Below are 26995 nucleotides of genomic sequence, written 5' to 3'. Positions count from 1 at the left end.
CACGCCCATCACATATTCGGATAGTTCGGACCGCCGCCACCTTCTGGTGTGACCCAGTTGATGTTCTGGTTGGGGTCCTTGATGTCGCAGGTCTTGCAGTGGACGCAGTTTTGTGAGTTGATCTGGAATTTGGGCTCCTTGCCCTCTTCCTCGATCCACTCATAGACGCCCGCCGGGCAGTACCGGTTTGAAGGGCCGCCGAAGACGTCAAACTCACTCGCCTTTTGCAGGTCAGCATCGCCCAATTGCAGGTGAACCGGTTGGTCCTCCGCATGATTAGTGAAGCTGAAGGCGACATTGGTCAGGCGATCAAAGCTGATCACGCCGTCTGGCTTCGGATAGTCGATCTTCGGATAGAGATCCGCGCGCCCGGTCATGGTGTAATCGGCATGGTGCTTCATGCTGATCGGCAGGCCAATCTTGAGGGTGCGCATCCACATGTCGATCCCGCCCAGAATAGTGCCGAGATCATCGCCATATTTGGCAACGGCAGGCTCTGCGTTCTGAACCTTCTTAAGCTCATCTGCGATCCAGCTGGAGCGGACGGCGGGTTCATAACTCTGAAGCTCAGGCTGCGTTTCGTGGCCAGCGATCTCAGCCGCGATGGCCTCCGCGCACAGCATCCCGCTCTTCATGGCGGTGTGGCTGCCTTTGATCCGGGGCACGTTTACGAAACCGGCTGCACAGCCGATCAGCGCGCCGCCGGGGAAGGCGAGCTTTGGCACAGACTGCCAACCGCCTTCGTTGATTACGCGCGCACCGTAAGCAACGCGGCTGCCGCCTTCGAGGATCGCCTTGATCTCCGGGTGCGTCTTCCAACGCTGGAATTCCTGATAGGGCGAGACCCATGGGTTCTTGTAATCAAGCGCGGTGACAAAGCCGATCGCAACCTGATTGTTCGCCTGATGGTAGAAGAAGCCGCCGCCCCATGTGCCGCTTTCGTTGAGCGGCCAGCCTTGGGTATGAATGACGCGGCCCGGCACGTGCTTGCCGGGTTCGATGTCCCACAATTCCTTGATACCAAGGCCGTAAACCTGCGGTTCGCAATTAGCCTCAAGGTCGTACTTCGCCTTCATCTGCTTAGTCAGTGATCCGCGCGCGCCCTCCGCGAACAGAGTGTATTTGGCCTCGATCTCCATGCCCGGCTGATAGTCCGGCTTTTGCGAGCCATCCTCCGCAATGCCCATGTCCTGCGTGATGACACCGCGTACCGCGCCTTTGTCATCAAACATCACTTCATTAGCGGGGAAGCCGGGGAAGACCATTACGCCCAGCGCTTCGGCCTGCTCACCCAACCAACGGGTCATATTGCCCAGGGAGCCGGTGTAACAGCCGTGATTGCTCATCAGCGGCGGCATCAGCAGATGCGGAATCGATGTCTTGCCATTCTTTGACAGGACCCAGTGCCAGTTATCGGTCACCGGAGTTTGTGCCATCGGGCAATCCATATCGCGCCACTCAGGGAACAGCTCAGTCAGAGCCTTCGGATCGACAACCGCGCCAGACAGAATATGCGCGCCGATTTCGGAGCCCTTTTCAAGGACTACGACCTCAAGCTCTTCATTGATCTGTTTCAGCCGGATTGCCGCAGAAAGGCCCGCTGGCCCGCCGCCGACAATAACGACATCGCATGGCATTGATTCCCGTTCGCTCATGAGCCTATTTGATCCCCGAATAATCCTAGAGTTTGCGTGCCTACCCACTTGCTAACTGGCACGGCTAAGGTCAAGACCTGCGATTAACAGTATGACCGCCCCCGCCCCGCCTTTGTCCCGAGAATTTGTCGCTGCCCTTGATTGGTGGCGCGCGGTAGGCGTGGATATCGACTTTGTCGATGACGTTACGGATTGGCTTGCCAAGCCAGAAGTTGAAGCGGCGCCAGATAGCGGTGCTGAGGCGAAAAGGCCCCAGAAATCTGATGGGACTTCGCCAAAAACTGACGCGGGCGATCTGCAAAAAACTCTTGGACCAAAGGGCGATTTGCTCGGTGAAGACGCGCCCAGTGACCTCGTAGCGTTCCAGGAGTGGTGGCTGAATGCCCCCGGTCTCGATCCAATTGGGCCGCGCGGTCGCGTCCCGCCTCGCGGCGATGTGGGCGCGAAGCTGATGGTGCTGGTGCTCGCCCCAGAGGATGGCGATAAGGAACAATTGCTGTCCGGGCCTCAGGGGCGCTTGCTCGGCAATATGCTGGCGGCGATGGGTTTCTCATCGGAGGAAGTCTATTTCGCCTCTGCCCTCACCCGGCCCACGCCGATGGCGGACACCGCAGCAATGGCGCATGCGGGAATGGCAGAAGTCTTGGCCCTCCACATCAAATTGGCCGCGCCGGAACAGGTTTTGGCGCTCGGCTCCAACATCCCACCGCTTTTGGGCCACGCAGCGGCGCAAGACGCACCACGTTCAGAAAAAAATAACCACACATCTGCATCAGATAATAACCCTAGCGAGCCATTAACTAAGCTCCTTGTTAGCGAAAGCCTGGAAAGCCTGATGGCAAGCCCCAGACTGAAAGCGCGTTTTTGGCGGAGATGGATTGAATGGTCGGCAAATCGGTGATGGCGAAAAGCCTTAGGCCTGCAATACTGGCCGCTTCAATCGCCGCCGCACTTGCCCTGCCCAGCGCCGCTATGGCGCAAGCGGGCAGCATGGTTGCGCATTACGATGTGAGCTCGAACGGGCGCAGCGCATCTGTGCCCACAGTCCTTTCAAGCAACGAGCGGGCGTATTATTCCGACCTGTTCCGCGCGATTGATGCACAGCAATGGGACCGCGTAGAAGGCATGCTGGCCCAGCGACAGGATGGATTGCTGCATCAGATTGCACGCGCCGAATATTACACTCACGCCAAGAGCCCTAAGATTGAGGCTGAGCGCATTGCTCGCTGGTTCGACGATGGTGTCCACCTGCCGCAAGCGGCACAGCTTAGCCGCATGGGCGCAAAGCGCGGTGTCGAAAACCTGCCTTATTTGCCCCAGGCTCAGCGGTTTAGCCAACAACCTTACGCATCAAAACGGATCCGTCCGCGTCCGGTCAACGATGGCACAATGCCATCCACTACCAAGTCTGCGATCCTCGACCGCATTAAGAACGACGACCCAGCAGGCGCGCACAGCCTGCTGATCGAGATCGACCCGCAGCTCAGCTCTGCTGCGCGGGCGGAATGGCGTCAGAAAGTCGCTTGGAGTTATTACATCGAGAATGATGACGCCTCGGCTCAGGCCTTGGCAGAAACCGTCTCGGAGGGCTCCGGCGCTTGGGTTGCTGAGGGTGAATGGGTCGCAGGACTTGCCGCATGGCGTCAGGGGTATTGCGCGCTGGCGGGTGAGAGCTTTGCCCGCGCCGCTGACCGATCCAGCAATGTGGAGCTGACCGCTGCGGCGCATTACTGGGCGCATCGCTCGCTAGTTCGTTGCAGAGAACCCGGTCAGGCTCAACGTCACCTTAGCGCTGCTGCGCGCTATGACGAGACGCTCTACGGCCTGCTAGCAGGCGAGCAATTGGGCGTGAAAGTGCCCGAAAGCGCAAAGCCTGCGCCTTTCACCAAGGATGATTGGAGCGTTCTGGAACGCAGCGCCAATGCGCGCATCGCGGCGGCTCTCAACGAGATTGGTCGTCCGGTGCTGGCCGATGAAGTGCTGCGCCATCAAGCGCGGATCGGCAATCCTAACGAATTTCCTCTGCTGGCGCGCTTTGCCCGAGAGCTTGGGATGCCATCGACGCAGCTGTTTATGGCGCATAACGCCCCGCGCGGGACGCGGTCTCATCCGTCGCTGCGCTATCCCGTCGCGCGCTGGCAGCCGCGCGACAGGTTGGACGGTTGATCCCGCCCTCGCCTTTGCGCACGCTTTACAGGAATCAAACTTCCGCGCTGGAGCGGTTAGCCCGGCCAATGCGCGCGGGCTAATGCAGATCATGCCGGGCACCGCGCGCGATCACAATCGCCGCCTAAACCTTGGCGCAAGCTATGCTGATCTCAACAATCCAGAGGTCAACCTGGCCTATGGCCAGCGCCATCTGGAGATGCTGCGCGACAGCTATGCCACCGAAGGCAAACTGCCCAAGATCATGGCCGCCTATAACGCGGGGCTGACCCCAATCAGCCGTTGGAACAGCGAAGTGCGCGATTACGATGATCCGCTGCTCTACATGGAGTCGATCCCCTATTGGGAAACGCGCGGCTATGTCGCGATCGTGATGCGCAACTACTGGATGTATGAGCGCGCTGCGGGCGTTTCCTCGCCGAGCCGCCGCGCTCTTGCCGAAGGGCGCTGGCCAGAGTTTCCGCAAATGTCTATGGGGCGCTCTGCACGTTTGGAAAGGTAGACTGCGATGGCCATTGATGAGGCGAAACCCTTCACCCCGATCAATATTGCCGTCCTGACCGTTTCCGACACGCGGACCCTAGAAACCGACACCTCCGGCGATATTCTCGCCGCGCGGATCACTGCCAAAGGCCACTCGCTGGCAGCGCGCACAATCGTGAAAGACGATGCGGGCGCTCTGGTCGATCAGTTCAATGCTTGGATTGATGATCCCAGTATAGATGCGATTGTCAGCACTGGTGGCACGGGCCTGACCGGCCGCGATGTCACGCCAGAGGCGCTGTCCCGGATCGAGGGCGCACGCGACATTCCCGGATTTGGCGAATTGTTTCGGTGGCTTAGCTTCAAGACCATCGGCACCAGCACAGTCCAATCACGGGCCTGCGCGGTCGTTGCGCGCGGCACCTATATCTTTGCCCTGCCCGGTTCAAACGGCGCCGTAAAGGATGGCTGGGACGGTATCCTGAGCGAGCAATTGGATAACCGCAATCGGCCTTGTAACTTCGTGGAGTTGATGCCTCGACTAACCGAGAAATAGCGTTTCCGCTCGACTCACTCACTTGGATTAAGCGTGTGCGCTGATCCCTCGAAATCCTTGAGGTCAGGCTTCTTCGGCTTGTCGCCATAGCCCTTCACCACAGCGGCTAACACTGGCTGCTTTGTGCCCGGCGTACCTTTGGCCTTGCGCTCCATTCCGAGCACTTTTTCGCCGATATATTGGAAAACTTGCGCAGCGACGCCTGGCTCTTCGGCCTTCTTGATGCGGACCTGCGCCTTGGGAGAGACGATGTAGAACTCGTCCCCGCGAACCAAGACCGCACGGCCGCCTTCACTTGTGCGCACGACATCACCAATTTCCAGACGCGTACCCTTGGCCGCGTACAGAGCCTTCGCATCGCGGGTAATCGAAACCTGCCCATCTGTCTCCGAGATCATCCAGCCAGAATCGCTCGCAAATGCCGCACTGCTCGAGAAGAGCGCTGCACAAATGCACAGATGTTTTGACAGTTTGATCATGGCCTTACCTCGGAATCCTTAGTTTAGACTAAGCATTCACGTTAGGCTGGGGATTTTCCTATCCGATTAAACCGATTGGCTAAGAAAGCCTTGGCCATTTGGGTTAATTTTCCCTTTTCTGATCCGATTTCGAGGCATCCTTAAAGCCGATGTCTGGCAAGGGAGATCACCCAAAGACGTCCCCGCCCTCGCCAGGCTTAAAGCGCATCAGGCGGCTGTCGATCAGAGCAGCGCTGCGGTTTACCACGGCTAGCAGATAGTCGGGATCTTTGATCATTTCGAAGAACGCGCCGCTGTTCGGGTATTGCGCGACAAAGCCATCATGCCACACCTTGTCATCCGACTCCGGCCCCGTGACCATGGTCTGAAACGCCCCGCGCCACACAATCGACCCGCCAACCCGGCGAAAGATTGGGCCACTGGTCGCCCCATATTCTTCATAGGCGCGCTTAGCCGCTCCAACCGTTGCCGTGATGCTCGTGCCCCTCGGGGTATTCAGCCAAGTCACGATAACGCAGAAGGTTGAGCATATGGATCGGCTCGTTGCGCGGTAGGTCCTTAAAGGCCTGAAAGTTGCTCAGGCTGGGATCGATATAGTTGGTCAAAAGTCGTCCTCCGTCACGTCATTGCGAGGAGCCGCAGGCGACGCGGCAATCCACTGCGGCGGTCTCTGGATTGCTTCGCTACGCTCGCAATGACGAAGTAGGAAGTCAAACCGCTATTTCGCGCCACTCGCCTGGCGCCAATCCCTCGACCGACCACTCGCCAACGCTCCAGCGTACAAGGCGCAAGGTCGGCAGGCCCACGGCGGCTGTCATGCGCCTGACTTGGCGGTTCTTGCCCTCCGATATGCTTAGGGAAATCCAGCTGTCGGGCACATTCTTGCGAAAGCGGATAGGCGGATCGCGTTCCCACAGATCAGGAGGATCGATCCGCTCAACTTTGGCGGGCTTTGTCATCCCATCTTTCAGCATCATGCCGCGCCGCAGGGCCTCCAGAGCTTTTTTATCTGGCTCACCTTCAACTTGGGCTAGATAAGTCTTTTCCGTCTTGTAGCGCGGCTCCGCTATGCGCGATTGCAAGCGCCCATCATCGGTGAGCAGCAACAGCCCTTCGCTATCCTTGTCCAAGCGCCCAGCAGGATAGACCGCCGGCACATCAACCAGATGCGCCAGCGTGTCTTGGACACCCTCTTTGCCGCCGCTAAATTGCGACAACACACCAAAGGGTTTGTTCAGCAGGATCAGCCGAGCGATTGCCCCGGCCCCCTAAGCGCCTTCGAGCGTATAATCGCTGAAGCGGTCGCGCAGGTCCTTCTTGGATATCTTGCCTGTCGCGGTGTGTGGAATATCATCCACAAACTCGACCGCATCGGGCATCCACCATTTCGCGATCAACGGCTTTAGATGCTCCAGCACATCGTCGCTCGACAGGTCGGCTCCCTCGTTCTTGACTACGAACAGCACGGGGCGCTCATCCCATTTCGGGTGGTACATGCCGATACAAGCGGCCTCAGCGATGTCGGGATGACCCACGGCGGCGTTCTCGAGCTTCAACCGAGCTGATCCATTCGCCGCCGGATTTGATCACATCCTTGGTGCGGTCGGTCAGTTGCAATGTACCGTCGGGATGGATGATACCAACGTCGCCCGTATCAAACCAGCCATCCTCATTGACCGCATCAGTCTCTGCCTTGAGATAGCGTTTGATAATCCAAGGCCCGCGAATTTGCAGCGCGCCAGAGGCAACGCCGTCACGCGGCAGCTCCGTGGTATTGTCATCTAGATCAACAATACGCAGCTCAACGCCGAAGATCGGGCGGCCTTGCATCGCAGTCTTATCGACCTTTTGCTCAAACGTGAGCTCGTCCCAATCATGGGTCGGCCCGCCTACAGTGCCAATCGGGGAGGTTTCGGTCATACCCCAGGCATGCTGCACCCGCGTGCCATTTTTCATCAGGCGCTCAATCATGAAGCGTGGACAGGCTGAGCCGCCAATCGTTGCAGCCTTCAGCGGGGGCAGATCGAGGCCTTCCTTGTCGCAATATTGGAAATGGGCGAGCCAGACGGTCGGTACACCGGCGCTGTCTGTCACCTTTTCACGGATCATCAACTCATGCAGGACCGCTGGATCGTTGACGGCGGAAAAGACGAATTTGATCCCCGCCATTGCGCTCGAGCATAGGGTAGGCCCCAGCTCGCCGCATGGAACATCGGCACTACGGGCAGCATTACGGAGGCGCTGCTGAAATTAAACGTCGAGGGCTGCAGTCCGGAAACAGCATGGAGTACAGTCGAGCGATGTTCATACTGCACGCCTTTGGGATTGCCGGTTGTGCCCGATGTGTAACAGATCATGCAGGGATCGGTTTCTTTGCCCGTCTCCCACTCGTAATCGCCATCATGCGCACCAATCCAATCTTCAAAAGCCGGATTGTGCTCGCCAGAATCATAGCAAATGTAATGCTCTACGCTCGTCCATTTTTCCTTCATCTTGTCGACGATGGGTTGGAAGGCCGCGTCGTAACACAGCACCTTATCCTCGGCGTGGTTGACGATATATTCGAGCTGATCATCGAACAGGCGCGGGTTCACCGTGTGCAAAACACCGCCCATCCCGGCGACCCCATACCAGCTGACCAGGTGGCGCGAATGGTTCATCGCAAGGCTTGCTACCTTATCGCCCTTTTTCAGGCCGAGCGCTTTCAATGCCTGCGCCATCTTCAGGGCATCGCGGCGAATGCCGTACCCAATCGGTGCGCGTCTCGATGCCATCTGCCCATCGCGTTACAATCTCGCGCCCACCGTTTTCGCGGGCCGCGTGATCGATCACATGCGTGATCCGCATCGTCCAGTCTTGCATCGCTCCGAGCATTGAATTCATTCTCCCAAATTCGTTGTTTGCCGTTCATGGCTTTGCTCATAGAGACTAGCGATCAGTCCGGGGCGCGCAAGTGATAGAGACCTTCACACAGTTAAAATTATGGCTGGTTGAAAACACCAGCCTCGCGAAAGACGCGCTGCATATTTATGTGGCGCTTGGCGTCTATCTTGGCTCATGCCTGCTACTCAGATGGAGGGCGTCGAGCTGGAAGCCTTGGGTGCTGATCCTGACAATTACGCTGCTGGGTGAGGTCTGGGATGCGCAGAACGCTGAGGGACTTGGATGGGAGACTATTCCAGAAGCCCATTGGAAAGACATTTGGAACACCATGATGGTGCCAACGATCCTGCTGATCATGGCGCGCTTTACGTCTGTTTTTGATCGGCCAGCCAAAGCAACCGCGCCAGAAGACGAGGAATTAAGCGACGAGCTTTAGGTTCGCGCGGCCCCGTAGCGGCTGCAGCTCAACGTTCTCAATTCCCTCGATGTCGGCGACACGCTCAGCCAAATCGCCGTCGAGAATGAAGCTCCGCCCAAGCCGCATATGAGCCTCTTGACCATCAGCCAAAATGAGCCGCACAAGCACCTCGCCGGGCGCCTCCTCGCCTGTGGTGAGCAACAGTTTCAATTCACCCAACGCCTCGGGCCGGGTCACATCGGCGCGCATCATCATTGGAGTGCGCCCGCTTACGCTGGCCAGAGGCTTCGCGCCGCGCACTGTCAGCCGTGGTGGTTCGCCAGGATTGGGGGAATCGAGCTCAACGGACAGCAGCAAACAGGCGCCCTCTGCCGCCCATTTCTCAAATTCGGGCACCAGCGCCTCTTCGAAGCAGGCGGCCGAAAATTGCCCGCTGGAATCGGAGAAGTCCGCCCGCACAAATTCACCACCGCGTTTCGTCCGGGCTTTGTTCATGCCCTCGACCATGGCCGCAATCACGGCGGTTCCGCGCCCACCGGGAGGCGCGCCTGCTTCCATTAGGCTCTGATAGGTTCGCGCGCCATTGGCAGAGGCAACTTCGCGGTATTGCTGAACCGGGTGAGCTGCAAAATAGAACCCGAAATTCTCGCGTTCTTTCGCCATTTGCTCCGTGCGCGACCATTCCTCGGTCACCTTTAGGCGCAGTTCTTCCTGTGGCGCATTCTCACCGCCAAACAGCGCCGCTTGCCCGCTGGAGCGCTCTCGCTCTGCCGCATCGGCAATCGCCAGCAGCATGTCAGCATTGGCAAAGATCGCAGCGCGGTTAGGCTCCAGGCCATCCAGTGCGCCTGCTCCGACCAGACCTTCGAGCTGGCGGCGGTTCATGCTTCCCTGAGGCAGGCGGTCGAATAGGTCTTGCAGGCTTTCAAACGGACCGCTCGCCTGACGCTCCGCGACGATAGCGTCCATTGCCTTCTCGCCAACATTGCGGATCCCGGCTAGAGCATAGCGCACGCCGTAGCCATTATCGGTCTGCTCAACCGTAAAGCGCGCCTCAGAATGGTTGATGTCCGGCGGAAGAACCGTGATCCCGCCCTCATCCCCTGTGGGATAGCGGCGCGCATCATCGACAAAGATCGACAGCTTCTCCGACTGATGCAGGTCGAAACACATCGAAGCGGCGTAGAATTCCTCTGGGTAATGCGCCTTCAGCCAAGCCGTTTGATAGGCGAGCAGCGCATAGGCCGCCGCGTGCGATTTGTTGAAGCCGTAGCCTGCGAACTTGTCGATCAAATCGAACAATTCGTTGGCTTGTTTCGCTTCAATGCCGCTTTCGGTTTTGCAGCCCTCAACAAAGCGCCCGCGCTGGACGTCCATCTCCGCCTGGACCTTCTTACCCATGGCCCGGCGCAGCAAATCCGCATCGCCAAGTGAATATCCGGCCAATATCTGCGCGGCCTGCATGACCTGCTCTTGATAGACGAAAATGCCGTAAGTTTCGGAGAGAATGCCTTCCAACTTCTCGTGAGGATATTCAATCGCAACCTCACCAGCCTTGCGCTGACCAAACAGTGGGATGTTGTCCATCGGGCCTGGGCGGTAGAGCGAGACGAGCGCGATAATATCACCGAAATTGCTCGGCTTCACGGCTTTCAGCGTGCGCCGCATGCCTTCGGATTCCAGCTGGAACACGCCAACCGTGTTACCATCCTGCATAAGGTCATAGACCGCCGTGTCATCCAGCGGCAGTTCGCCGAGATCAATTGTGATCCCGCGCAGCTCAAGCAGATCGACGGCCTTACGCAGCACCGACAGAGTCTTGAGCCCAAGGAAGTCGAATTTGACGAGACCGGAGCTTTCAACATGCTTCATGTCGAACTGCGTCACCGGCATATCAGAGCGCGGATCGCGGTACAGCGGTACCAGCTGCGCCAGCGGCCGGTCGCCAATCACAACGCCGGCAGCGTGGGTTGAGGAGTTACGCGGCAGTCCCTCCAGCTGCATCGCCAGATCGACCAGGCGCTTCACCTCATTGTCATTGGTGTATTCCGCCTTGAAATCCGCCGCACCATTGAGCGCGCGCGGCAATGTCCAAGGGTCTGTCGGATGGTTCGGCACCATTTTGCACAGCCGGTCCACCTGGCCATAACTCATCTGCAAAATCCGCCCGCAATCACGCAAGACAGCTCGCGCTTTCAGCTTACCAAAGGTGATGATCTGAGCGACGTGATCATCGCCATATTTCTGCTGAACATAGCGGATCACCTCGCCCCGGCGAGTTTCGCAGAAATCGATATCGAAGTCCGGCATGGAAACACGTTCTGGGTTGAGGAAACGCTCAAACAGCAGGCCGAGCTGGATCGGATCAAGATCGGTGATGGTCAGAGCCCAAGCGACAATTGACCCCGCACCCGAACCGCGCCCTGGACCCACCGGAATGCCATTGTCTTTGGCCCACTTGATAAAGTCGGCAACGATCAGGAAGTAGCCGGGGAAGCCCATCTTGACGATGATGTCGATCTCATAATCGAGGCGCTCTTTGTATTCGAGCACATCCTCCCAAATTCCGTTCGTCCTGAGCTTGTCGAAGGACTGCCCTTCTTCTCTGAGTAGTTCTGCCGAGGAGAAATGCAATGCCTCGGCAAGCTCAGCATGGACGGCTTCCGGGTAGTAAGGCTTCAGACGCTCCACCAACCCTGAACGAGATTCCTCCGCCAGCATTCTCGCCTCACCCTCCAGATCGCCAGCCAGGCTAGGCAGGATCGGATCGCGATACGGCGGCGCAAAGGCGCAGCGCTGAGCCACCACTAGAGTATTTGCCATCGCCTCCGGAATGTCTGCGAACAGCTCGTCCATCATCGGTGCCGATTTTACGAAGGCCTGCGCATTGGAGGTCGGTCGATCCTCGTTTTCGATATAGGTCGAATTGGCAATGCACAGCATCGCGTCATGCGCCTTGTGCATGTGCGGATCGGCAAAGTTGGACGGGTTCGTCGCGACCAGCGGCAGATCGCGGGCATAGGCGAGCTCAACAAGGGCCTCTTCCGCCTTCGCCGCCGCGTCATCGCCATTGCGTGCAAGCTCCACATAAAGCCGCTGCGGGAAGAGGCGCTGCAAATTGTCGCATAACGAATGCGCCGCCTCGGTCTGCTCTTCTGCCAAGAGCCACGTGAGTGCGCCCTCGCCCGCTCCGGTCAGCGCGATCAGACCATCGGTTCGGCCTTCGAGCTCTGCCATGTCGACATGCGGGTCCAGCTCCAACGGCCGATCAAGGTGCGCCTTTGAGACGAGATGGCACAGATTGTCATAGCCAGCCTCATCCTGAGCAAACAGCGGGAGGTAATCGACAATCGTGCGTTCGCGCTCATCATTGCTTGGCCGAGCGACGCCCAGCAATGTCCCGATGATCGGCTGCACGCCCTCCGCTTTACAAGCAGAGGCGAACATCACTGCGCCATAAAGGCCATTGCGGTCACAAATCGCGATGGCAGGAAAGCCGCGCTCCTTGGCCAGCTTCGCAATCCCCTTGGGATCAATCGCCCCCTCCAGCATCGAGTAGGACGATAGAACGCGAAGCGGGATGAACGGAGCAAATGCCATTTGGGCACTATGCTGAGCGGCCTCGCTTAGGCCAAGCGGCAATCCACAGCTTTCTCTCCCTTGTCATCCTCGCGAAAGCGGGAATGACGTCTCCTGTGATGCCACAATCACAGCAGCTTTTCGATGTCTTTCGCGATGGATTCCGGCTTGTCTGCAGAGCCATAGCGCTTAACGACATTGCCCTCACGGTCGATCAGGAATTTCGTGAAGTTCCACTTGATCGCGGTCGTGCCCATCACCCCGCGCGCTTCTTTCTTCATCCAGTCGAACAGCGGCGATGCGTCTGAGCCATTGACATCGACCTTCTCCATCAGCGGAAAGGTGACCCCAAAGTTGAGCTTACAAAACTCCTGAATTTCCTCGGCGTTGCCGGGTTCCTGAGCACCAAACTGATTGCAGGGAAAGCCAAGCACTTCAAACCCTTGATCCTTGTATTTCTGAAAGACTGCCTCCAGCCCATCATATTGCGGTGTAAAGCCGCATTTGCTGGCGGTGTTGACCACGAGCAAGACCTGCCCCTTCTTATCTGCAAGGTCCAATTCCTCGCCGCGATTGGTGGTCACTTTAAAATCAGCGATAGTGGTCATTCGAGAATTCCATCATGTAAGCGAACCACGCGGTCCATGCGGGCGGCTAAGCGTTCGTTGTGTGTCGCGACCAGGGCTGCGCTGCCTTCGCCGCGCACCAGCTCTAGGAACTGGCCCAATACACGGTCAGAGGTCGTCTCGTCCAAGTTGCCGGTTGGCTCATCCGCTAGTACCAGTGTCGGTTGGTTAGCCAGCGCCCGGGCCACGGCGACACGCTGCTGTTCGCCGCCAGAGAGTTGGCTGGGCCGGTGGGTAAGACGGTGTTCAAGGCCGAGTGAGCTAAGGAGGCTATCGGCGCGCGCTTCGGCAGCGCCGCGTTCCTGACCAGAGATCATCTGAGGCATCACGACATTCTCGCGCGCGTCAAAATCGGGCAGCAAGTGGTGGAATTGATAGACAAACCCAAGGTGATCACGCCGCAAAGCGGTGCGCTTATCCGCTGGCAGTTTGCTCGCCTCGGTTCCGGCAATCGCGATTGAGCCCTCAAACCCGCCTTCAAGCAGGCCGACCGCTTGCAACATGGTCGATTTGCCGGAGCCCGATGGACCCAGCAGAGCTACGATTTCACCGGGCATAATGTCGAGATCCACCCCGCGCAGAACCTCAATAGTTTGCTCGCCTTGGGTGAAACTGCGTTTCAGCCCCTTGAGCGAAGCAATCGGTGTCACGCCGGAATTACTCATAGCGCAGCACTTGTACTGGGTCTGTGCTCGATGCCTTTAGCGCGGGATAGAGCGTCGCGAGGAAGCTCAGGATCAGCGCAAGTGCGACAATGCCCGCCACTTCCCATGGGTCCGTGCGCGACGGCAGGGTGGAGAGGAAACGCACCTCAGGATCCCAGATCTGCTGACCGGTCGACCAAGCAATGAATGTCACAATTGGCCCGCGGAAAAAGAGGATGATAAAGCCCAGCATCAATCCAGCGGCGGTCCCGATCACTCCGACCGTCGAGCCGGTGGTGACGAATATCTTCAGCAGGCTGCGCCGGGTCGCCCCCATTGTCCGCATAATCGCAATGTCTCGCGTTTTCGCGCGGACCAGCATCACCAGGCTCGAAAGGATGTTAAAAGCGGCCACCAGAACCATGAAGCTAAGCGCAAAGAACATCGCAACGCGTTCGACCTGCAAAGCCTCAAACAGGGCGGAATTTATCGTCTGCCAGTCTGAAACGACTGCCCGGCCAGCGAGTTTTTCCTGAACCGGGGCGAGGATTGGACCGACCTTGTCTGGGTCCTCCACCGTCACCTCGATCATCCCGATCTTATCGCCCATCAGCAGCAATTGCTGAGCATTGGCGATGGGCATGATCACAAAGGTCTCGTCGTAGTCGTAAATGCCAGCCTCAAAGATCGTGACGACCTCATAATCCACTTGCCGGATTGAGGTGCCAAACGGCGTCGTGCGCCCTTGCGGATTGATAATCGTCAGGCTGTCACCGACGCCTGCGCCAATATTCTGCGCCAGGCGTGAGCCGATCGCGATCCGGCGCTCACCTGGGATCAAATCCCTGATGTCGCCTTGGACAACGGTTTCCGCCAGCCCCTCAATATCCTCGGCCGTGTTGCCGCGCACAAAGATCAGGTTCACCCGGCCATTCAATGAAGCCATCAGCGGTTTTTCAATCAGTGGAGAGGCATCGACCACGCCCGGTGTCGCGCGCACATCCTCCAGCACGCTTTGCCAATCGCCCAGATCATCATTGTAAGCCTGCACAATCGCATGGCCATTCAGCCCGGTGATCTTGTCGAGCAATTCTGCGCGGAACCCGTTCATCACGCTCATCACGACCACCAGCATGGCCACGCTCAGCATCACCACGCCGACCGATATTCCGGCGACGAGCGCAATGAAGGCCTCCCCCTTGCCCGGCAAGAGGTAGCGTTTGGCGATCATCCATTCAAAAGGCGTAAGAAACAAAGTGATTAAAGCTCTGATCAATTGAGGCTTAACCAAGCCTGTAAGCGCGCCAGGGCGGCGGCGCAATGTATGGCGGCCACGCGCTTGTGTGAAAAAGGCCGGTGAACGCGCCGCCTTATCGCTTGTAATTGAGCTGTAACATCGTCATTGAGGCCCCCATCCAGCAGCGGCGCTTTAGGCAGGATCAGCGATGAATTTCACGCACCCCTTTCACGATGAAGATGGTGATACCCTGCGCGAGGAGTGCGGCATCTTCGGAGCGATCAATTCGACTGACGCTGCGGCGGCCACGGCTCTTGGTCTTCACGCCCTGCAACACCGGGGGCAAGAGGCCGTCGGCATCACCAGCTTTGATGGCGAAACCTTTTTCTCGCGGCGCGGCCAAGGGCATGTTGCGGAAAATTTCTCCACGCAAGAGGCGATTGACGAGCTTCCGGGCGGAATGGCGGCGGGTCACGTGCGCTATTCGACTACAGGCGGCGCAGGCCTGCGCAATGTTCAGCCGCTCTATGCTGAACTGGCCAGCGGCGGCTTCGCCGTAGCGCATAACGGCAATATTTCTAACGCTCAGGCGCTGCGCAAGGATTTGGTCGGACGCGGATCGATCTTTCAATCGACCTCCGACACCGAGGTGATCATCCACTTGGTCGCAACCTCGCGCTATCCGACCGTGGCGGACCGCTTGATTGACGCTTTGCGATTGGTCGAGGGCGCCTACGCTCTGATCGTGATGACCCCAGAAGGGATGATCGCCTGCCGCGATCCGCTGGGCATTCGTCCGCTAGTGATGGGCAAAATGGGTGACGCCGTTGTCTTTGCCAGCGAAAGCGTGGCGTTCGACGTGGTTGGCGCGGAATTGATCCGCGAGGTCGAGCCGGGCGAGATGATCCAGGTCGATTTCTCCGGGGAGATCAAGCCGATCCGCCCGTTTGGCGATCACAAACCGCGCCCGTGCATCTTTGAGCATGTCTATTTCAGCCGCCCAGACAGCACGTTCGCTGGACACAGTGTCTACGAGGCGCGCAAGTCGATCGGCGCGGAACTCGCCAAAGAATCGCCCTGCGATGTCGATCTGGTGATCCCCGTACCGGACAGCGGCGTTCCCGCAGCCATCGGCTATGCCCAGGCATCGGGCCTACCGTTTGAGCTCGGGATTATCCGCTCTCACTATGTCGGGCGCACCTTTATTCAGCCATCCGACACGGCACGTCATGCGAGCGTTAAGCGCAAGCACAACGCCAATCGCGGCCTGGTCGAGGGTAAGAAGATCGTACTGATCGACGATTCTATCGTGCGCGGCACCACCAGCCTGCGCATTGTCGAGATGATGCGCGAAGCCGGTGCAAGCGAAGTGCATTTCCGCGTTGCCAGCCCGCCGACAGCGCACAGCTGTTTCTACGGCGTCGACACGCCGGAACGCTCAAAATTGCTCGCAGCTCGCATGGAGCTGGAGCCGATGCGCGAGTTCATCCAGGCTGATAGCCTCGCCTTTATCTCGATTGACGGCCTGTACCGCGCGGTGGGGGCCAAGGGACGCGACAAGGCCTGCCCACAATTCTGCGATGCGTGCTTCACCGGTGACTACCCGACGACGCTCACCGACCTTGATATGGGCGAGCATGAGCCAGCCCAACTGCCATTCACCGATCACAAAGCGGCGTAGAACCACATGACACAGGACAAGCCGCTGAGCGGTAAAACCGCGCTTATCACAGGTGCTAGCCGGGGTATTGGGGCGGCAACGGCGCAGGCTCTGGCCGCGGCTGGCGCGCATGTGATCCTGGTCGCGCGCAAGGTAAAGGCGCTCGAAGCGATCGAAGACGCAATCCACGATGCTGGCGGCACCTCGACCATTGCGCCTGTTGATTTGACTGAGCCAGACGCTGTCACCCGGCTTGCCGGCGCCATTGGCGGACGCTGGGATGCGCTCGATTATCTCATTATTTCAGCCGCCTATCTGCCAGAGTTGTCACCAGTCACTCAGATTGATCCGAAGCTCTATAACAAGGCGCTGGTTACCAATGTCGTCGCGACGCAGGCCTTGCTCGCATCGTTCGACCACCTGCTGAAAAAGTCTCAGGCAGGCCGCGTCATCGGGCTCACGAGCAGCGTTGGTGCAGGCCCTCGCCCATTTTGGGGCGCTTACGGCTCGACCAAAGCGGCATTTGACAATTTGCTGCTAAGTTACGGCGCGGAAGTCGAGAAACTGTGCAACACCCGCGTGGCTATCCTGGATCCCGGCGCGACTCGCACAGAAATGCGCGCGCGGGCCTATCCAGGCGAGAATCCTGAGACAGTGAAAGAGCCTACGGTCGTTGCAGACCGCATTACGGCGCTGCTCGCCGAGGACTTTGAGACCGGCCACCGCGAGCGCGTGGACTAGGCGACACCGCCCACAAGCACCTCAAATCGTTTGATAAGCGTGTTTTCGCGCGCTGGCACTCGTGCGCCCGCAACGCTCGCATCGCCCCTCTGGTAGATATCTGGTAACCATGTTTGGCAACGCGCCCTTAACGTTAGGCGGTGAATTTGCCCAGCAAGACCGACCGGCAAGAGACCACAAGCTGATTGGAAATAAGGGTACGCATCCTATGCAGACCGAACACGACCGTTACACATTGGCAGCGCAAGAAGATCGCTGCTCACCGCGCACAAAGCTCACGATTCCTGCAACTTTGCGGGCGTCGGGTGGCCGTGCGTTTCAATCTGTCGTCCATGATCTGTCGATCTCTGGCTTTTCCGCCGCGTCGATCAATCGCATGCACGAAGGCCAAATGTGCTGGCTGACCCTGCCCGGCCTCGAATCGCTGCAATGCGAAGTCGTGTGGTGGGACAATTGTGTCGTCGGCTGCGCGTTTAACGAGCTGCTCAGCCCGATCGTGCATGACAACATTCTGCAACGCTATAGCGAGACTGGCGTCTACCGCCGCTAATCTCGGCGCCAAGCGCTCAATCAATTGCTGCAATCTTGGCTGCGATGCCGCCCCATTTGGCGCGGTATTCACCGCTGGTTGCTGTTGGCCAATTGCTCACCACTGCCAGCACCAGCTGTTCTTCTGGCACAATCGTTATGGATTGCCCGAAAATGCCTTGAGCCCCGTAATTCCCGCCGGGATAGGTCCACCATTGGTAACCATAGCCAAAGCCGCCGTTTCCAAAATCGACCTGAGCCGCGCCGGCCTCTCCGAACCAGCCTTCCGGCACCACACCCTCTCCGCCATCAAGCACAAACTGACCCATCCGGGCATAATCGCGCAGGCGCAGCGAGAGGCAGCATCCGCCAATGTTGCCGCCGCGCGGGTCTGTCATCCAGAACAAGCCGCCTTCAAACCCAGCGGGTTCGACGATCTTGGTTTGCGCATATTCGGCAAGCGGCAGCCCGATAGCATTCTCGACCACCATGCCGATCAGGTTCGTCTCGCCCGTGCTGTAATTCCATTTCTCGCCTGGCTCTGCCGCGCGGCCCAGCTCCTTCATCTGAGCAACGATCGCGTCTGCGCCGTATTCAAGCACGAAACGGTTCATCTGCGCCACGTCGCTGCTCGGATCGGTGTAGCTTTCGTTCCATGCGACGCCGCTGGTCATGGTCGCGAGCTGCTTCACCGTCACGCCGTCGTAGGAAGAGCCCGCCAGCTCTGGCACGTATTGGGTGATTGGGTCATCCAAACTGCCAATAAACCCATCGGCAATGGCTGCGCCGAGCAGGGTCGAGGTGAAACTCTTTGCAACTGAGAAGCTGGTCCAGCGATCCTCCGCTCCCAGCCCAAGGCTGTAGCCCTCAAAGCGTGCTGTCCCATTCTTGATGACCATCACGCCGGAAGCGCCCGATTGCACCATCGCTTCTCGAATTTCAGCCTGGAGCTCAGAGGGTAGAGGCGCTCCCTCAGGTAGCTCGCGCGGATTGGCGGAGGCAGGCACTTCGTGTCCTGCAAACCAGCTTTCCATATCGCGGAAGCGCGCAGTGCGGGTTTCATTGTCCCAAAACAGCACTTGCAGTTCCGATGGATCACGCGCGGGCGGAGTGACCAATTGCACTGGCTCGGTAGCCGCTGCGGTGGTCTCCACCGGGCCGCTATAACTCGCCGAACATCCCGCAATCGCAAGCGCGGCGATCCCGCTGAGTAATGTCTTGGTGATCGTCATGTGCGCCTGCCCTCAATCTGGTTTTGAACCGCAACCTTAGTAGGATGACACCGTCAAGGACAAGGGTGCGAATGAGACGGCGCGTTTCGCTATTCGCCCTTCATAGCCTTATACGCCGACAACGCCCGCTCGCGCGCTTCCTTATGGCCGATGATTTTCGCGGGGTACGCTTTGGGCAGGCAGCCATGCTCTTCCGGGTCATGGATGTAGGGCTCGCTCAGATCGACCAGCTCGGGCACATATTCGCGAATATACGCCGCGCTGTCGAACTTCTCCGACTGGCTGAGCGGCGCCATGATCCGCACGAACATGTTGGAATCGACGCCCGTCCCGGCGGTCCATTGCCAATTGGTAGCGTTAGATGCGTAATCGGCATCAACCAGCGTATCCCAGAACCACTTCTCGCCCTCACGCCAATCGATAAGCAGATGCTTGATCAGGAAGCTTGCCGTGATCATCCGCACTCGGTTGTGCATCCATCCGGTCTGATACAATTGCCGCATTCCGGCATCGACGATCGGATAGCCGGTCTTGCCCTGCTGCCAGGCTTTGAGATCGCGCGCAGCGGCCTTGTCAGAATGCGGATCGCGCCATTTCAGCTTGTCATAATCCTCGCGGTAATTCGTGCTGGCATAGGCGGGGAATTGCGCGATCGCGTTTTGCGCATAGTCGCGCCAGATCAGCTCTTTCTCATAGGTTCGCCACCCGTCGGAGCGCTTGTGCTTTAGCGCATGCCAGATCTGCACCGGAGATATCTCTCCAAAGTGCAAATGCGGGGACAGCTGCGATGTCTTCTCTACCGAAGGGAGATTGCGAGCTTCGTCGTAATCCTCGACGTGGTTTTCCCACCATGCGAGCCGCTCATGCGCGGCGGCCTCGCCGACCTCCCAAAACGCGCGCATACCGCCCGCCCAATCGGGCTTGGTCGGCAGCAGCTGCCAATCTTTGAGCGTATCGCTGGCGGGCCATTCATCTGGCGAAGATAGGGTCTCTGGCTCGGGCAAAGCGTCGCGCGGTGGGAATTGCGACAGGCTCGCTTTGGAAAACGGGGTGTAAATCTTGTACTGCGTGCCAGAGCCGGTCGTGATCGAACCGGGTGGCATCAAATAATTGCCATCATACAGTTGGAGGTCGAGCTTCTCAGCGAGCGCGCCCTGCGCTTTGCGCCACCACGGCTCGTAATGGCGATTGGCATGGACAGTCTCAGCGCCAGTTTCCTCGGCCAGCTTAGCAAGCTCCTCCACCGCATCGCCGTGCCTCAGGATCAGCCGCGCATTGCGGGACCCAAGAGATTTGGAAAGACTCTCCAGCGAGTGATGCAGCCACCAACGCGATGCCCCGCCGTAGGCATGACCCTTCGCGCAATCATCATCGAGCACATAGACGGCGATGACGAGGCCTTGCTGCGCCGCTGCGTACAGAGCGGGATTGTCGGCCATACGCAGATCGCGCCTTAGCCAGACGATTTGTGGGGAACTCACCAACTACCTCCGTTCGCCCTGAGCTTGTCGAAGGGCTGCGTTTCTTCACGTCCGTTGTTCTTACAGGAAGGACAGGGCTTCGACGGGCTCAGCCTGTACGGTTGTGAATTACCAACGTCGTCATGCTGAACTTGTTTCAGCATAACACCGTAAAGTCTCGATTTTTTCCAGGGACTGCCGGTTATCCTGAAACGAGTTCAGGATGACTTTGAAGACTTAAGTTTCTTTTGGAAGCTCCTGACATTTCACATCTGGCAATGCGACAGTGAAGCGGTCTCTCGCACGCGGATCGTAGAAACGCGCGTCACGCAGGAGCACAGAACCATCTTCGGCACGCTCAGCGAAAGGTGCACGTGACCAAAAGAGAAAGGCATCCAACTCTGAATTCGTCTGTCGAAGTTTGCTCAAGTTAGGCCAAGAACACACCTTGTCCGAAATGGGCTTTAGTGGGGATTGACTACGATCTTTGGGCAGGGGGCTTTGCAGAATGAACCAGAAGTTTCCTTTACCCTCCACGAGAACCTCTCTTTCCCAGGATTGAATCGGAAGCGGACTGGCGATCACCTTACCGCCCATCGTGCTCACACCAGGGTGCAGACTTATCGCCCCATTCATCCCAACATACGCCAGCGCCACGGCTATCGCGACGCGCGCAGGCTTCACCCACTCACCACCGCGCTTTTCGCGCCGCAATGAAAACCACGTGGCAAAGCCCATCAGCGCCCACAACCATACGTCGATGATGAACAAAGTATCGCCATAGAACCATTGGGATGAGAACGGCTCAAGCAATCGGATGCCATAGACATTCAGCCAATCGAGCGCTGGGTGCGTCAAGCATCCGATAAAACTCAGCAGGAAAAGCCATTTGAAGCTGACCGGGCGGCGGCCCTCTGGCCGCTTCCCCCGTTTTTCCTGCCAGCGGTCAAACCCCCAAAGCAGCCCCGCCAGTATTAGCGGCAGCAACACCAATGCGGGCGGGCCATGCGTGATCCCGCGGCGGAAACCAAGGTGCTCTTGCCCCTCCAGCCAAAAGAAACACGCCGCATCCACATCAGGCAAATTCGCCCCAATGATCAGCGCGGGCATTGCCAGGCCAGTTTTCTTCTTAAGCCCCGCCTGGCCCAGCAATGCGCCGACCAGGCTGTGTGTGAGATTGTCCATTTGAAAAGCGATAGGCTTGGTGCATAGCCGCGTCAAAGCTTTGAAAGAGAAACGTAAGAATGAGTGAGAACACGCCCTTTATCCGCCCCGATATGAAGGCATTCCTGGACGCCTTGGCCGCCGCCAATGGCCCAGCCATCGCCGATATGACGCTCGAGGAAGCACGCGCGGGATACGGCGCGCTGCACACCATGGCGGATCGGCCAGCGCGCGACCTGGCGGTGATCCGGAACCTGAGCTGCCCCGGACCAGCGGGCGATATCGGCCTGCGGCTGTATGATGCACGGGAGACACGCGAGGCCGGGCCTGTGATCATGTTCTATCACGGTGGCGGCTACGTCATTGGCGATCTCGATACACACCACAATCTCTGCACAGAAATCGCTCATCTGATGGATTTGCCAGTGGTGGCCGTGGATTATCGATGCGCTCCAGAGGCCCCCTTCCCTGCCGCGATTGAGGATTGTGAGGCAGCGACGCGCTGGGTCGCATCGGGTCCATCAGAGCTAGGTCTTACGCCCACCGGTCTCGTCACGATTGGTGACAGCGCGGGAGGCAACGCAACAATCGTTGTAGGCCAGCAATTGGCCGGAAACCCCGCCGATGTTCCGGTGGTCATGCAGGTGCCAATCTTCCCACTCGCGAGCGATGCCTTGCGCTCAGCCAGCATTGATGAATTTGCGACCGGCTATGTGCTGACCAAGGCGGCGGTCGAGTTCTTTGATGCGCAGTACCAGCCAGATCGTAATGACCCGCGCGCGTTTCCAATTCTCGGCGATCACAGCGCAGCCCCACCAACCGTGCTGGTCACCGCCAGCCTCGACCCCATCCGCAATTCTGGCCGGGATTATGGCGCGGCGCTGTCACAGGCAGGTGCGGACCACATGCTGATTGAGGTCAAAGGCGTCACGCATTCCTTCACCAATCTGCGCGGGGCCGTGCCCAGCGCTCAAGCCGATCTGGAGCGGATCATTGCCGCGATGAAACACATGCTCGCGGGAGCCTCCGTATGAGCAATCTGCCCTATCGCCCCTGTGCGGGCTTCATGCTGGTGAATGCCGATGGCCATGTCTTTGTCGGCCAGCGGATTGATGCCAACCGCGATCCCAAGACTCTCGGCGCGTGGCAAATGCCGCAGGGCGGGATCGACAAGGGCGAGGACGAGGAACAGGCCGCCCTGCGCGAGTTGGAGGAGGAAACCGGCATTGGCGCCGCACTGGTCGAGGTGATTGCGCGCTCGGCCACCACGCATCTCTATGACCTGCCGCCTGAATTGCTCGGCAAGGTGTGGAAGGGCAAATATCGCGGGCAGGAACAGCATTGGTTCCTGGGCCGGTTTTTGGGGAGCGAGGCGGATATCAATCTAAACGCGCACGAACCGGCGGAATTTGAATCCTACAAATGGATCGAGCCCGCGCAATTGCCCGAGCTGATCGTATCATTCAAACGCGATGTTTACGCCGCATTGGTGGAGGAATTCACGCCGCTGATCTGAGGGTTCAGAACCGGAATGTGATGTGCGGGCGATCATCGAGCTTGCGCGCGGCGACAAAGCTCGGGATCTGCTCAACCCGGTCAAACCATTGCTCAACATGCGGGTATTTGCCTGCGAACACACCCTTGTCCCGCGCGGCCAGCATCGGATAGATCAGCGTGATGTCCGCCGCTGTCAGGTTCGCTCCGCCGAAGAAAGGCTGAACGCTAAGATCCTTCTCCATCAGGTCGAACAGCGCCTCTAGCCGGGGATTGAGAAAAATCGTGCGCACCTGCGCGAATATCTTCTTGAGCAGCCAGCTGATCGGGCCGGGCGTGCGCTGTTCGAGCAGGCCCAAAACCATATTGATGCCCTGCGTTGACATCAGTGAACCCTGCGCGGCGTGAAACCAGAACAGATGGCGCGCGCGGTCCGGGCTGGCCGGCGCAGGGCGCAGCGGGCTGTCTGGATGATTGTCGAGGATGTAATCGATGATCGCATTGCTCTCGGCGAGCACAAGATCGCCCTCGGTGATGACCGGTGCCGTGCCAAGCGGCGACAGAGCCTTGTAGTCATCCGGCGCCAGATTGCTCTCCCGATCGCGGTTATACGATTTGAGCTCATATTCCGCGCCGAGCTCTTCGAGCAGCCACAGAACGCGGAAACTTTGTGAATATTCGAGATGGTGAAGCGTCAGCATCGCTAAGCCCCTCCTCTTGATGTTGATTAGTTTTGCGCGACGCCGTCTTCAGCCGCAGCAGTTTCCGCCGCAAGCCGGGCCTGCGTGCCGGTTGCGATGCTGGTCTGCAGCGCCAAAGTCTCTGGGCAATTCGCCCCGCACAGGCTGCGCAGCTGCGCCAGGTTGAGCTTCGCCTTCTCCAGAGCGCCCTTCTCTACCAGCGCCTCGCCCTCCCCCGACATCGCGGCAAAATTGCCGGGATCGCGCACCAATGCCTCGCGGTAATAACGGATCGCTTTGCCTTGCAAACCTTCGAAGCGGGCCACATTTGCCAGCTCGATAAATACGCCGACATAACCCGGATCAACCGCCAGCGCGGCCTCGTAAGCATCAATCGCCGCTTGCGGATCGTCAGCTTTCAGCGCTGCTTGCCCCTGCGCCACAAGCGCAGCTGCACGGGCATCAGGCTCATAATCCTGCGCGCTGATGACGCTCGCAGAGACAGTGAAAACGAGCGATAGTGCAGCGGCAGCGGGCGCAAAGCGCATGAGCGTCTCCTTAAAGGAAGCTAAGCGGGAAGTTTGGGGCTCAGCCATATGGCAATCGCTAACACGCATATTCCAGATTTGCGACAAAAAATCCGTCCGTGCCGTGTTGGAACGGGTCGAGCCGCAGGCCATCACCGCGCGGTGTGCCCAGCGCCAGCTCGGGTGTTTTTGCCGTCCACCCTTCGTGTCGCTCTAGGAACGCTTTGATCCGGTTCGGACCCTCCGCATCGAGCAGCGAGCAGGTGACAAACACCATGGAACCGCCCGGACGAACCAGCTGCGCACCAATGTTGAGCACATGATCTTGCAGCTCATTCAGGCGCGTGAGCTCAGCCTCGTCCAAGCGCCAGCGGCTTTCGGGATTACGCCGCCATGTGCCACTGCCAGAGCAAGGCGCATCAACCAGCACATGATCAGCCTTCGCGGTCCACTGGGCCAAGGCCTCCATTTCCTTACCTGGATCGAGCAAGACAATGTGATCGACCTCTGCCCCCGTGCGGGCTGCGCGCGGGGCCAGATTGCCAAGCCTGCGTTTATCCGTGTCGGAGGCGACAAGTGAGGCTGCATTGCCCAGCTTTGCCGCAAGAGCGAGCGTTTTTCCGCCTGCGCCCGCGCACAAGTCGATTACGGTATCGCCGGGTTTCGCCGCCAGTGCTTCGCACACCAGCTGGCTGCCGTGGTCTTGCACTTCGATCTGGCCGTCGCGGTAGGCCTGCCATTGCTCCACCTGGGTGCCGAAAGGAAAACGCAGGCCTTGTTCTGAAGCCAGCTTCTCACTCGGTTCGGGCAGCTCAATTGTTGCACGGTCGGCCTTCAGCGAGTTCACTCGAATGTCGAGCGGAGCGCGGCCGAGCAGCGCTTCGGCGGCCTCGCCGGTAATCCCACTTTGGGAGAGTAGTTCGATCAGCCATCCCGGCGCGACACCGGCCTTGGCGAATTTTTCCCCGTCGCGGATCTTTGCCGGGCCATGATCGGAACTATCAAACAATTCGAGGATGGCGGGGTCTTCCTGACCCAAGGCAAGCATCGCCGCTCGCCCATTCTTGGGCACCGGCCCGCACAGGCGGATAGCCCGGTAAACCAGCTCGCGAATGGCCCGCCGATCCTTGGACCCGGCATAGCGCCGCGCCTTGAAATATTCCGAGATTAAACGGTCTGCCGGGGCGGCCTTACGCCGGGCACAATCGATAATCGTATCAAGCAGTTCGATGGCTGCTTGAACGCGTGCTGCCGAGCCTCATTTTAGGTTCCTATCGCGTTGGATAATTGGGGGCTTCGCGGGTGATCGCCACATCGTGGACGTGGCTTTCAGAAAGACCAGCATTGGTGATGCGGACGAATTTGCCTCGCTCACGCAGATCAGGAATGGTGGCAGAACCGGTGTAGCCCATAGCCGCCTTAATGCCGCCAACCAATTGGTGGACCACATCGGCCGCAGGGCCTTTGAACGGCACTTGGCCTTCGATCCCCTCTGGCACCAGCTTCATCGCAGAGACGTCTTGCTGGAAGTACCGGTCTGCGCTGCCGCGTGCCATCGCGCCGACAGAGCCCATGCCGCGGTATGATTTGTAGCTGCGCCCTTGATAAAGGAACACCTCGCCCGGGCTTTCCGCTGTACCGGCCAGCATAGAGCCGACCATCACCGTGGAGGCACCCGCCGCGAGCGCTTTGGCCGCATCGCCGCTGGTCCGCAGGCCGCCATCGGCGATCACCGGTACGCCAGATTTCGCCGCTTCTGCAGCGCTATCCATAATGGCGGAAAGCTGAGGAACGCCGACACCGGCAACAACGCGAGTGGTGCAGATCGATCCCGGACCAATGCCGACTTTCACCGCATCCGCGCCCGCATCGATCAGCGCACGGGTCGCCTCAGCCGTGGCGACATTACCGGCGACGACTTGAACCGTGCTGGACAGCGCCTTGGCGCGCTCAACCGCGCGGGCCACATCCTTGTTGTGCCCATGCGCAGTGTCTATGATTACCACATCAACCTCGGCGTCGATCAGAGCCTCGGTGCGCTCAAAACCGTTGTCGCCCACCGTGGTGGCGGCGGCCACACGCAGGCGTCCGGCTTCGTCCTTGGTCGCGTCAGGGTAATTGACGGCCTTTTCAATGTCTTTGACCGTGATCAGGCCAATACAGCGGTAGTCATCATCGACCACCAGCAGCTTTTCAATCCGGCGCGCGTGGAGCAGACGGCGTGCGTCTTCTTGACCAGTGCCAAGCGGAACGGTGGCCAAATTCTCTGTCGTCATCAACTCACGCACAGGCTGAGCGGGGTTTTCCGCAAAGCGCACATCACGGTTGGTGACGATGCCGACGAGCTTGCCCGAAGCGTCCGTCACGGGAATGCCGCTGATCTTGTGCAGATTCATCAAGGCCTGCGCATCGCCCAGCGTTGCGTCTGGGCCAATGGTGATCGGATTAACGACCATGCCGCTTTCATAGCGTTTTACCGCTCGAACAGCCGCGCATTGATCGGGCAATTCCAGATTGCGGTGCAGCACACCTATCCCGCCCATTTGCGCCATGGCAATTGCCATATCCGCCTCGGTCACGGTGTCCATCGCAGCGGAAAGAATAGGAATGTTGAGCGCAATGCCGCGCGTCAATTGTGTTTGCGTGTTCGCCATCGAGGGCAGCACATCGCTTTCGGCCGGACGCAGCAATACGTCGTCGAATGTAAGGCCAAGTGGGATGTCCATAAGTGCCACTTTCTAAGTCATAGCATGATTGATGTGGCGGCCCATGTAACCGCACTT

The 26995-nt window shown here is 58.8% G+C and carries 24 protein-coding genes and 2 pseudogenes; 10 read left to right on the top strand and 16 right to left on the bottom strand.

Annotation, left to right across the window (positions count from 1 at the left end):
- Positions 1-8: 8 nt before the first annotated feature.
- A complete protein-coding gene (locus AC0V6U_RS05500; RefSeq protein ID WP_472645186.1) occupies positions 9-1655 on the bottom strand; it encodes an electron transfer flavoprotein-ubiquinone oxidoreductase in 1647 nt (548 codons plus the stop codon).
- A gap of 91 nt (positions 1656-1746) precedes the next feature.
- On the opposite strand from AC0V6U_RS05500, the gene AC0V6U_RS05495 reads away from it, so the two are divergent.
- From AC0V6U_RS05495 to moaB, 4 genes are read left to right on the top strand one after another with little or no spacing between them, the layout of a single operon-like run.
- Positions 1747-2556 carry a uracil-DNA glycosylase family protein gene (locus tag AC0V6U_RS05495; RefSeq protein ID WP_472645185.1) on the top strand — a complete coding sequence of 270 codons (810 nt, stop codon included), beginning with the start codon at positions 1747-1749 and terminating at the stop codon, positions 2554-2556.
- Positions 2538-3821, top strand: coding sequence for a lytic transglycosylase domain-containing protein (locus tag AC0V6U_RS05490; protein WP_472645184.1), 1284 nt, complete (start codon positions 2538-2540; stop codon positions 3819-3821). The genes AC0V6U_RS05495 and AC0V6U_RS05490 overlap by 19 nt, the downstream gene beginning before the upstream one ends.
- Positions 3703-4323 (top strand): lytic transglycosylase domain-containing protein, encoded by a 621-nt coding sequence (locus AC0V6U_RS05485; RefSeq protein ID WP_472645183.1) that lies wholly within the window; start codon positions 3703-3705, stop codon positions 4321-4323. The genes AC0V6U_RS05490 and AC0V6U_RS05485 overlap by 119 nt, the downstream gene beginning before the upstream one ends.
- Positions 4324-4329: 6 nt before the next feature.
- On the top strand, positions 4330-4860 hold the full coding sequence (gene moaB, locus AC0V6U_RS05480; protein ID WP_472645182.1) for a molybdenum cofactor biosynthesis protein B: 531 nt from the start codon (positions 4330-4332) through the stop codon (positions 4858-4860).
- 14 nt (positions 4861-4874) lie between these two features.
- Here the strand turns inward: moaB and AC0V6U_RS05475 are convergent, their stop codons facing one another.
- The 4 genes and pseudogenes from AC0V6U_RS05475 to AC0V6U_RS05460 form a co-directional block, all read right to left on the bottom strand.
- Positions 4875-5339 carry a FecR family protein gene (locus AC0V6U_RS05475; RefSeq protein WP_472645181.1) on the bottom strand — a complete coding sequence of 155 codons (465 nt, stop codon included), beginning with the start codon at positions 5337-5339 and terminating at the stop codon, positions 4875-4877.
- Positions 5340-5505: 166 nt separating this feature from the next.
- Positions 5506-5944: pseudogene (locus AC0V6U_RS05470) on the bottom strand (DUF1330 domain-containing protein).
- Positions 5945-6049: 105 nt separating this feature from the next.
- Positions 6050-6595, bottom strand: a complete 546-nt coding sequence (locus AC0V6U_RS05465) for a pseudouridine synthase (protein ID WP_472645706.1) — start codon at positions 6593-6595, stop codon at positions 6050-6052.
- Positions 6596-6607: 12 nt separating this feature from the next.
- Positions 6608-8213 (bottom strand): annotated as a pseudogene (locus AC0V6U_RS05460) (long-chain fatty acid--CoA ligase).
- A 79-nt stretch (positions 8214-8292) separates the two neighbouring features.
- Here AC0V6U_RS05460 and AC0V6U_RS05455 point away from each other — a divergent pair.
- A complete protein-coding gene (locus AC0V6U_RS05455; protein WP_472645180.1) occupies positions 8293-8658 on the top strand; it encodes a hypothetical protein in 366 nt (121 codons plus the stop codon).
- Here the strand turns inward: AC0V6U_RS05455 and dnaE are convergent.
- The 4 genes from dnaE to AC0V6U_RS05435 form a co-directional block, all read right to left on the bottom strand.
- Positions 8641-12240 (bottom strand): DNA polymerase III subunit alpha, encoded by a 3600-nt coding sequence (gene dnaE / locus AC0V6U_RS05450; RefSeq protein WP_472645179.1) that lies wholly within the window; start codon positions 12238-12240, stop codon positions 8641-8643. The two genes, AC0V6U_RS05455 and dnaE, sit on opposite strands and share 18 nt — an antisense overlap.
- Before the next feature lie 107 nt (positions 12241-12347).
- On the bottom strand, positions 12348-12827 hold the full coding sequence (locus AC0V6U_RS05445) for a glutathione peroxidase (protein ID WP_472645178.1): 480 nt from the start codon (positions 12825-12827) through the stop codon (positions 12348-12350).
- Complete coding sequence (locus tag AC0V6U_RS05440) at positions 12824-13510, bottom strand: ABC transporter ATP-binding protein (protein ID WP_472645177.1); 687 nt, start codon at positions 13508-13510, stop codon at positions 12824-12826. Before AC0V6U_RS05440 ends, AC0V6U_RS05445 begins: the two co-directional genes overlap by 4 nt.
- Complete coding sequence (locus tag AC0V6U_RS05435; RefSeq protein ID WP_472645176.1) at positions 13503-14744, bottom strand: lipoprotein-releasing ABC transporter permease subunit; 1242 nt, start codon at positions 14742-14744, stop codon at positions 13503-13505. The genes AC0V6U_RS05440 and AC0V6U_RS05435 overlap by 8 nt, the downstream gene beginning before the upstream one ends.
- A 190-nt stretch (positions 14745-14934) precedes the next feature.
- Here AC0V6U_RS05435 and purF point away from each other — a divergent pair, with 190 nt between their 5' ends.
- The 3 genes from purF (at position 14935) to AC0V6U_RS05420 (ending at position 17677) form a co-directional block, all read left to right on the top strand.
- A complete protein-coding gene (purF, locus tag AC0V6U_RS05430; RefSeq protein ID WP_472645175.1) occupies positions 14935-16407 on the top strand; it encodes an amidophosphoribosyltransferase in 1473 nt (490 codons plus the stop codon).
- A gap of 6 nt (positions 16408-16413) precedes the next feature.
- Positions 16414-17127 carry an SDR family NAD(P)-dependent oxidoreductase gene (locus tag AC0V6U_RS05425; protein WP_472645174.1) on the top strand — a complete coding sequence of 238 codons (714 nt, stop codon included), beginning with the start codon at positions 16414-16416 and terminating at the stop codon, positions 17125-17127.
- A gap of 208 nt (positions 17128-17335) precedes the next feature.
- Positions 17336-17677, top strand: a complete 342-nt coding sequence (locus AC0V6U_RS05420) for a PilZ domain-containing protein (RefSeq protein WP_472645173.1) — start codon at positions 17336-17338, stop codon at positions 17675-17677.
- 16 nt (positions 17678-17693) lie between these two features.
- Here AC0V6U_RS05420 and AC0V6U_RS05415 read toward each other — a convergent pair whose 3' ends face one another.
- The 3 genes from AC0V6U_RS05415 to AC0V6U_RS05405 all read right to left on the bottom strand — a co-directional run bounded on the left by AC0V6U_RS05415 (position 17694) and on the right by AC0V6U_RS05405 (position 21532).
- Positions 17694-18887 (bottom strand): serine hydrolase domain-containing protein, encoded by a 1194-nt coding sequence (locus tag AC0V6U_RS05415; protein ID WP_472645172.1) that lies wholly within the window; start codon positions 18885-18887, stop codon positions 17694-17696.
- 89 nt (positions 18888-18976) lie between these two features.
- Positions 18977-20368 (bottom strand): cryptochrome/photolyase family protein, encoded by a 1392-nt coding sequence (locus AC0V6U_RS05410; RefSeq protein ID WP_472645171.1) that lies wholly within the window; start codon positions 20366-20368, stop codon positions 18977-18979.
- A 216-nt stretch (positions 20369-20584) separates the two neighbouring features.
- Positions 20585-21532 (bottom strand): metal-dependent hydrolase, encoded by a 948-nt coding sequence (locus AC0V6U_RS05405; protein ID WP_472645170.1) that lies wholly within the window; start codon positions 21530-21532, stop codon positions 20585-20587.
- A 59-nt stretch (positions 21533-21591) separates the two neighbouring features.
- On the opposite strand from AC0V6U_RS05405, the gene AC0V6U_RS05400 reads away from it, so the two are divergent.
- Together AC0V6U_RS05400 and AC0V6U_RS05395 are read left to right on the top strand one after the other, a co-directional pair.
- Positions 21592-22545, top strand: coding sequence for an alpha/beta hydrolase (locus AC0V6U_RS05400; protein WP_472645169.1), 954 nt, complete (start codon positions 21592-21594; stop codon positions 22543-22545).
- Positions 22542-23027 carry an RNA pyrophosphohydrolase gene (locus tag AC0V6U_RS05395; protein ID WP_472645168.1) on the top strand — a complete coding sequence of 162 codons (486 nt, stop codon included), beginning with the start codon at positions 22542-22544 and terminating at the stop codon, positions 23025-23027. The genes AC0V6U_RS05400 and AC0V6U_RS05395 overlap by 4 nt, the downstream gene beginning before the upstream one ends.
- A 4-nt stretch (positions 23028-23031) precedes the next feature.
- Here the strand turns inward: AC0V6U_RS05395 and AC0V6U_RS05390 are convergent, their stop codons facing one another.
- From AC0V6U_RS05390 to guaB, 4 genes are all read right to left on the bottom strand, one after another.
- Positions 23032-23706, bottom strand: coding sequence for a glutathione S-transferase family protein (locus tag AC0V6U_RS05390; protein WP_472645167.1), 675 nt, complete (start codon positions 23704-23706; stop codon positions 23032-23034).
- Positions 23707-23732: 26 nt separating this feature from the next.
- A complete protein-coding gene (locus AC0V6U_RS05385) occupies positions 23733-24233 on the bottom strand; it encodes a hypothetical protein (protein WP_472645166.1) in 501 nt (166 codons plus the stop codon).
- 58 nt (positions 24234-24291) lie between these two features.
- Positions 24292-25260 (bottom strand): RsmB/NOP family class I SAM-dependent RNA methyltransferase, encoded by a 969-nt coding sequence (locus tag AC0V6U_RS05380; protein ID WP_486169397.1) that lies wholly within the window; start codon positions 25258-25260, stop codon positions 24292-24294.
- Positions 25261-25483: 223 nt separating this feature from the next.
- Positions 25484-26938, bottom strand: coding sequence for an IMP dehydrogenase (guaB, locus tag AC0V6U_RS05375; protein ID WP_472645163.1), 1455 nt, complete (start codon positions 26936-26938; stop codon positions 25484-25486).
- Positions 26939-26995 lie beyond the last annotated feature (57 nt).

The organism is Erythrobacter sp. W36, assembly GCF_057364935.1.
Note: the sequence above shows the minus strand (reverse complement) of the source record. Positions and strands in the feature narration are given on the sequence as shown.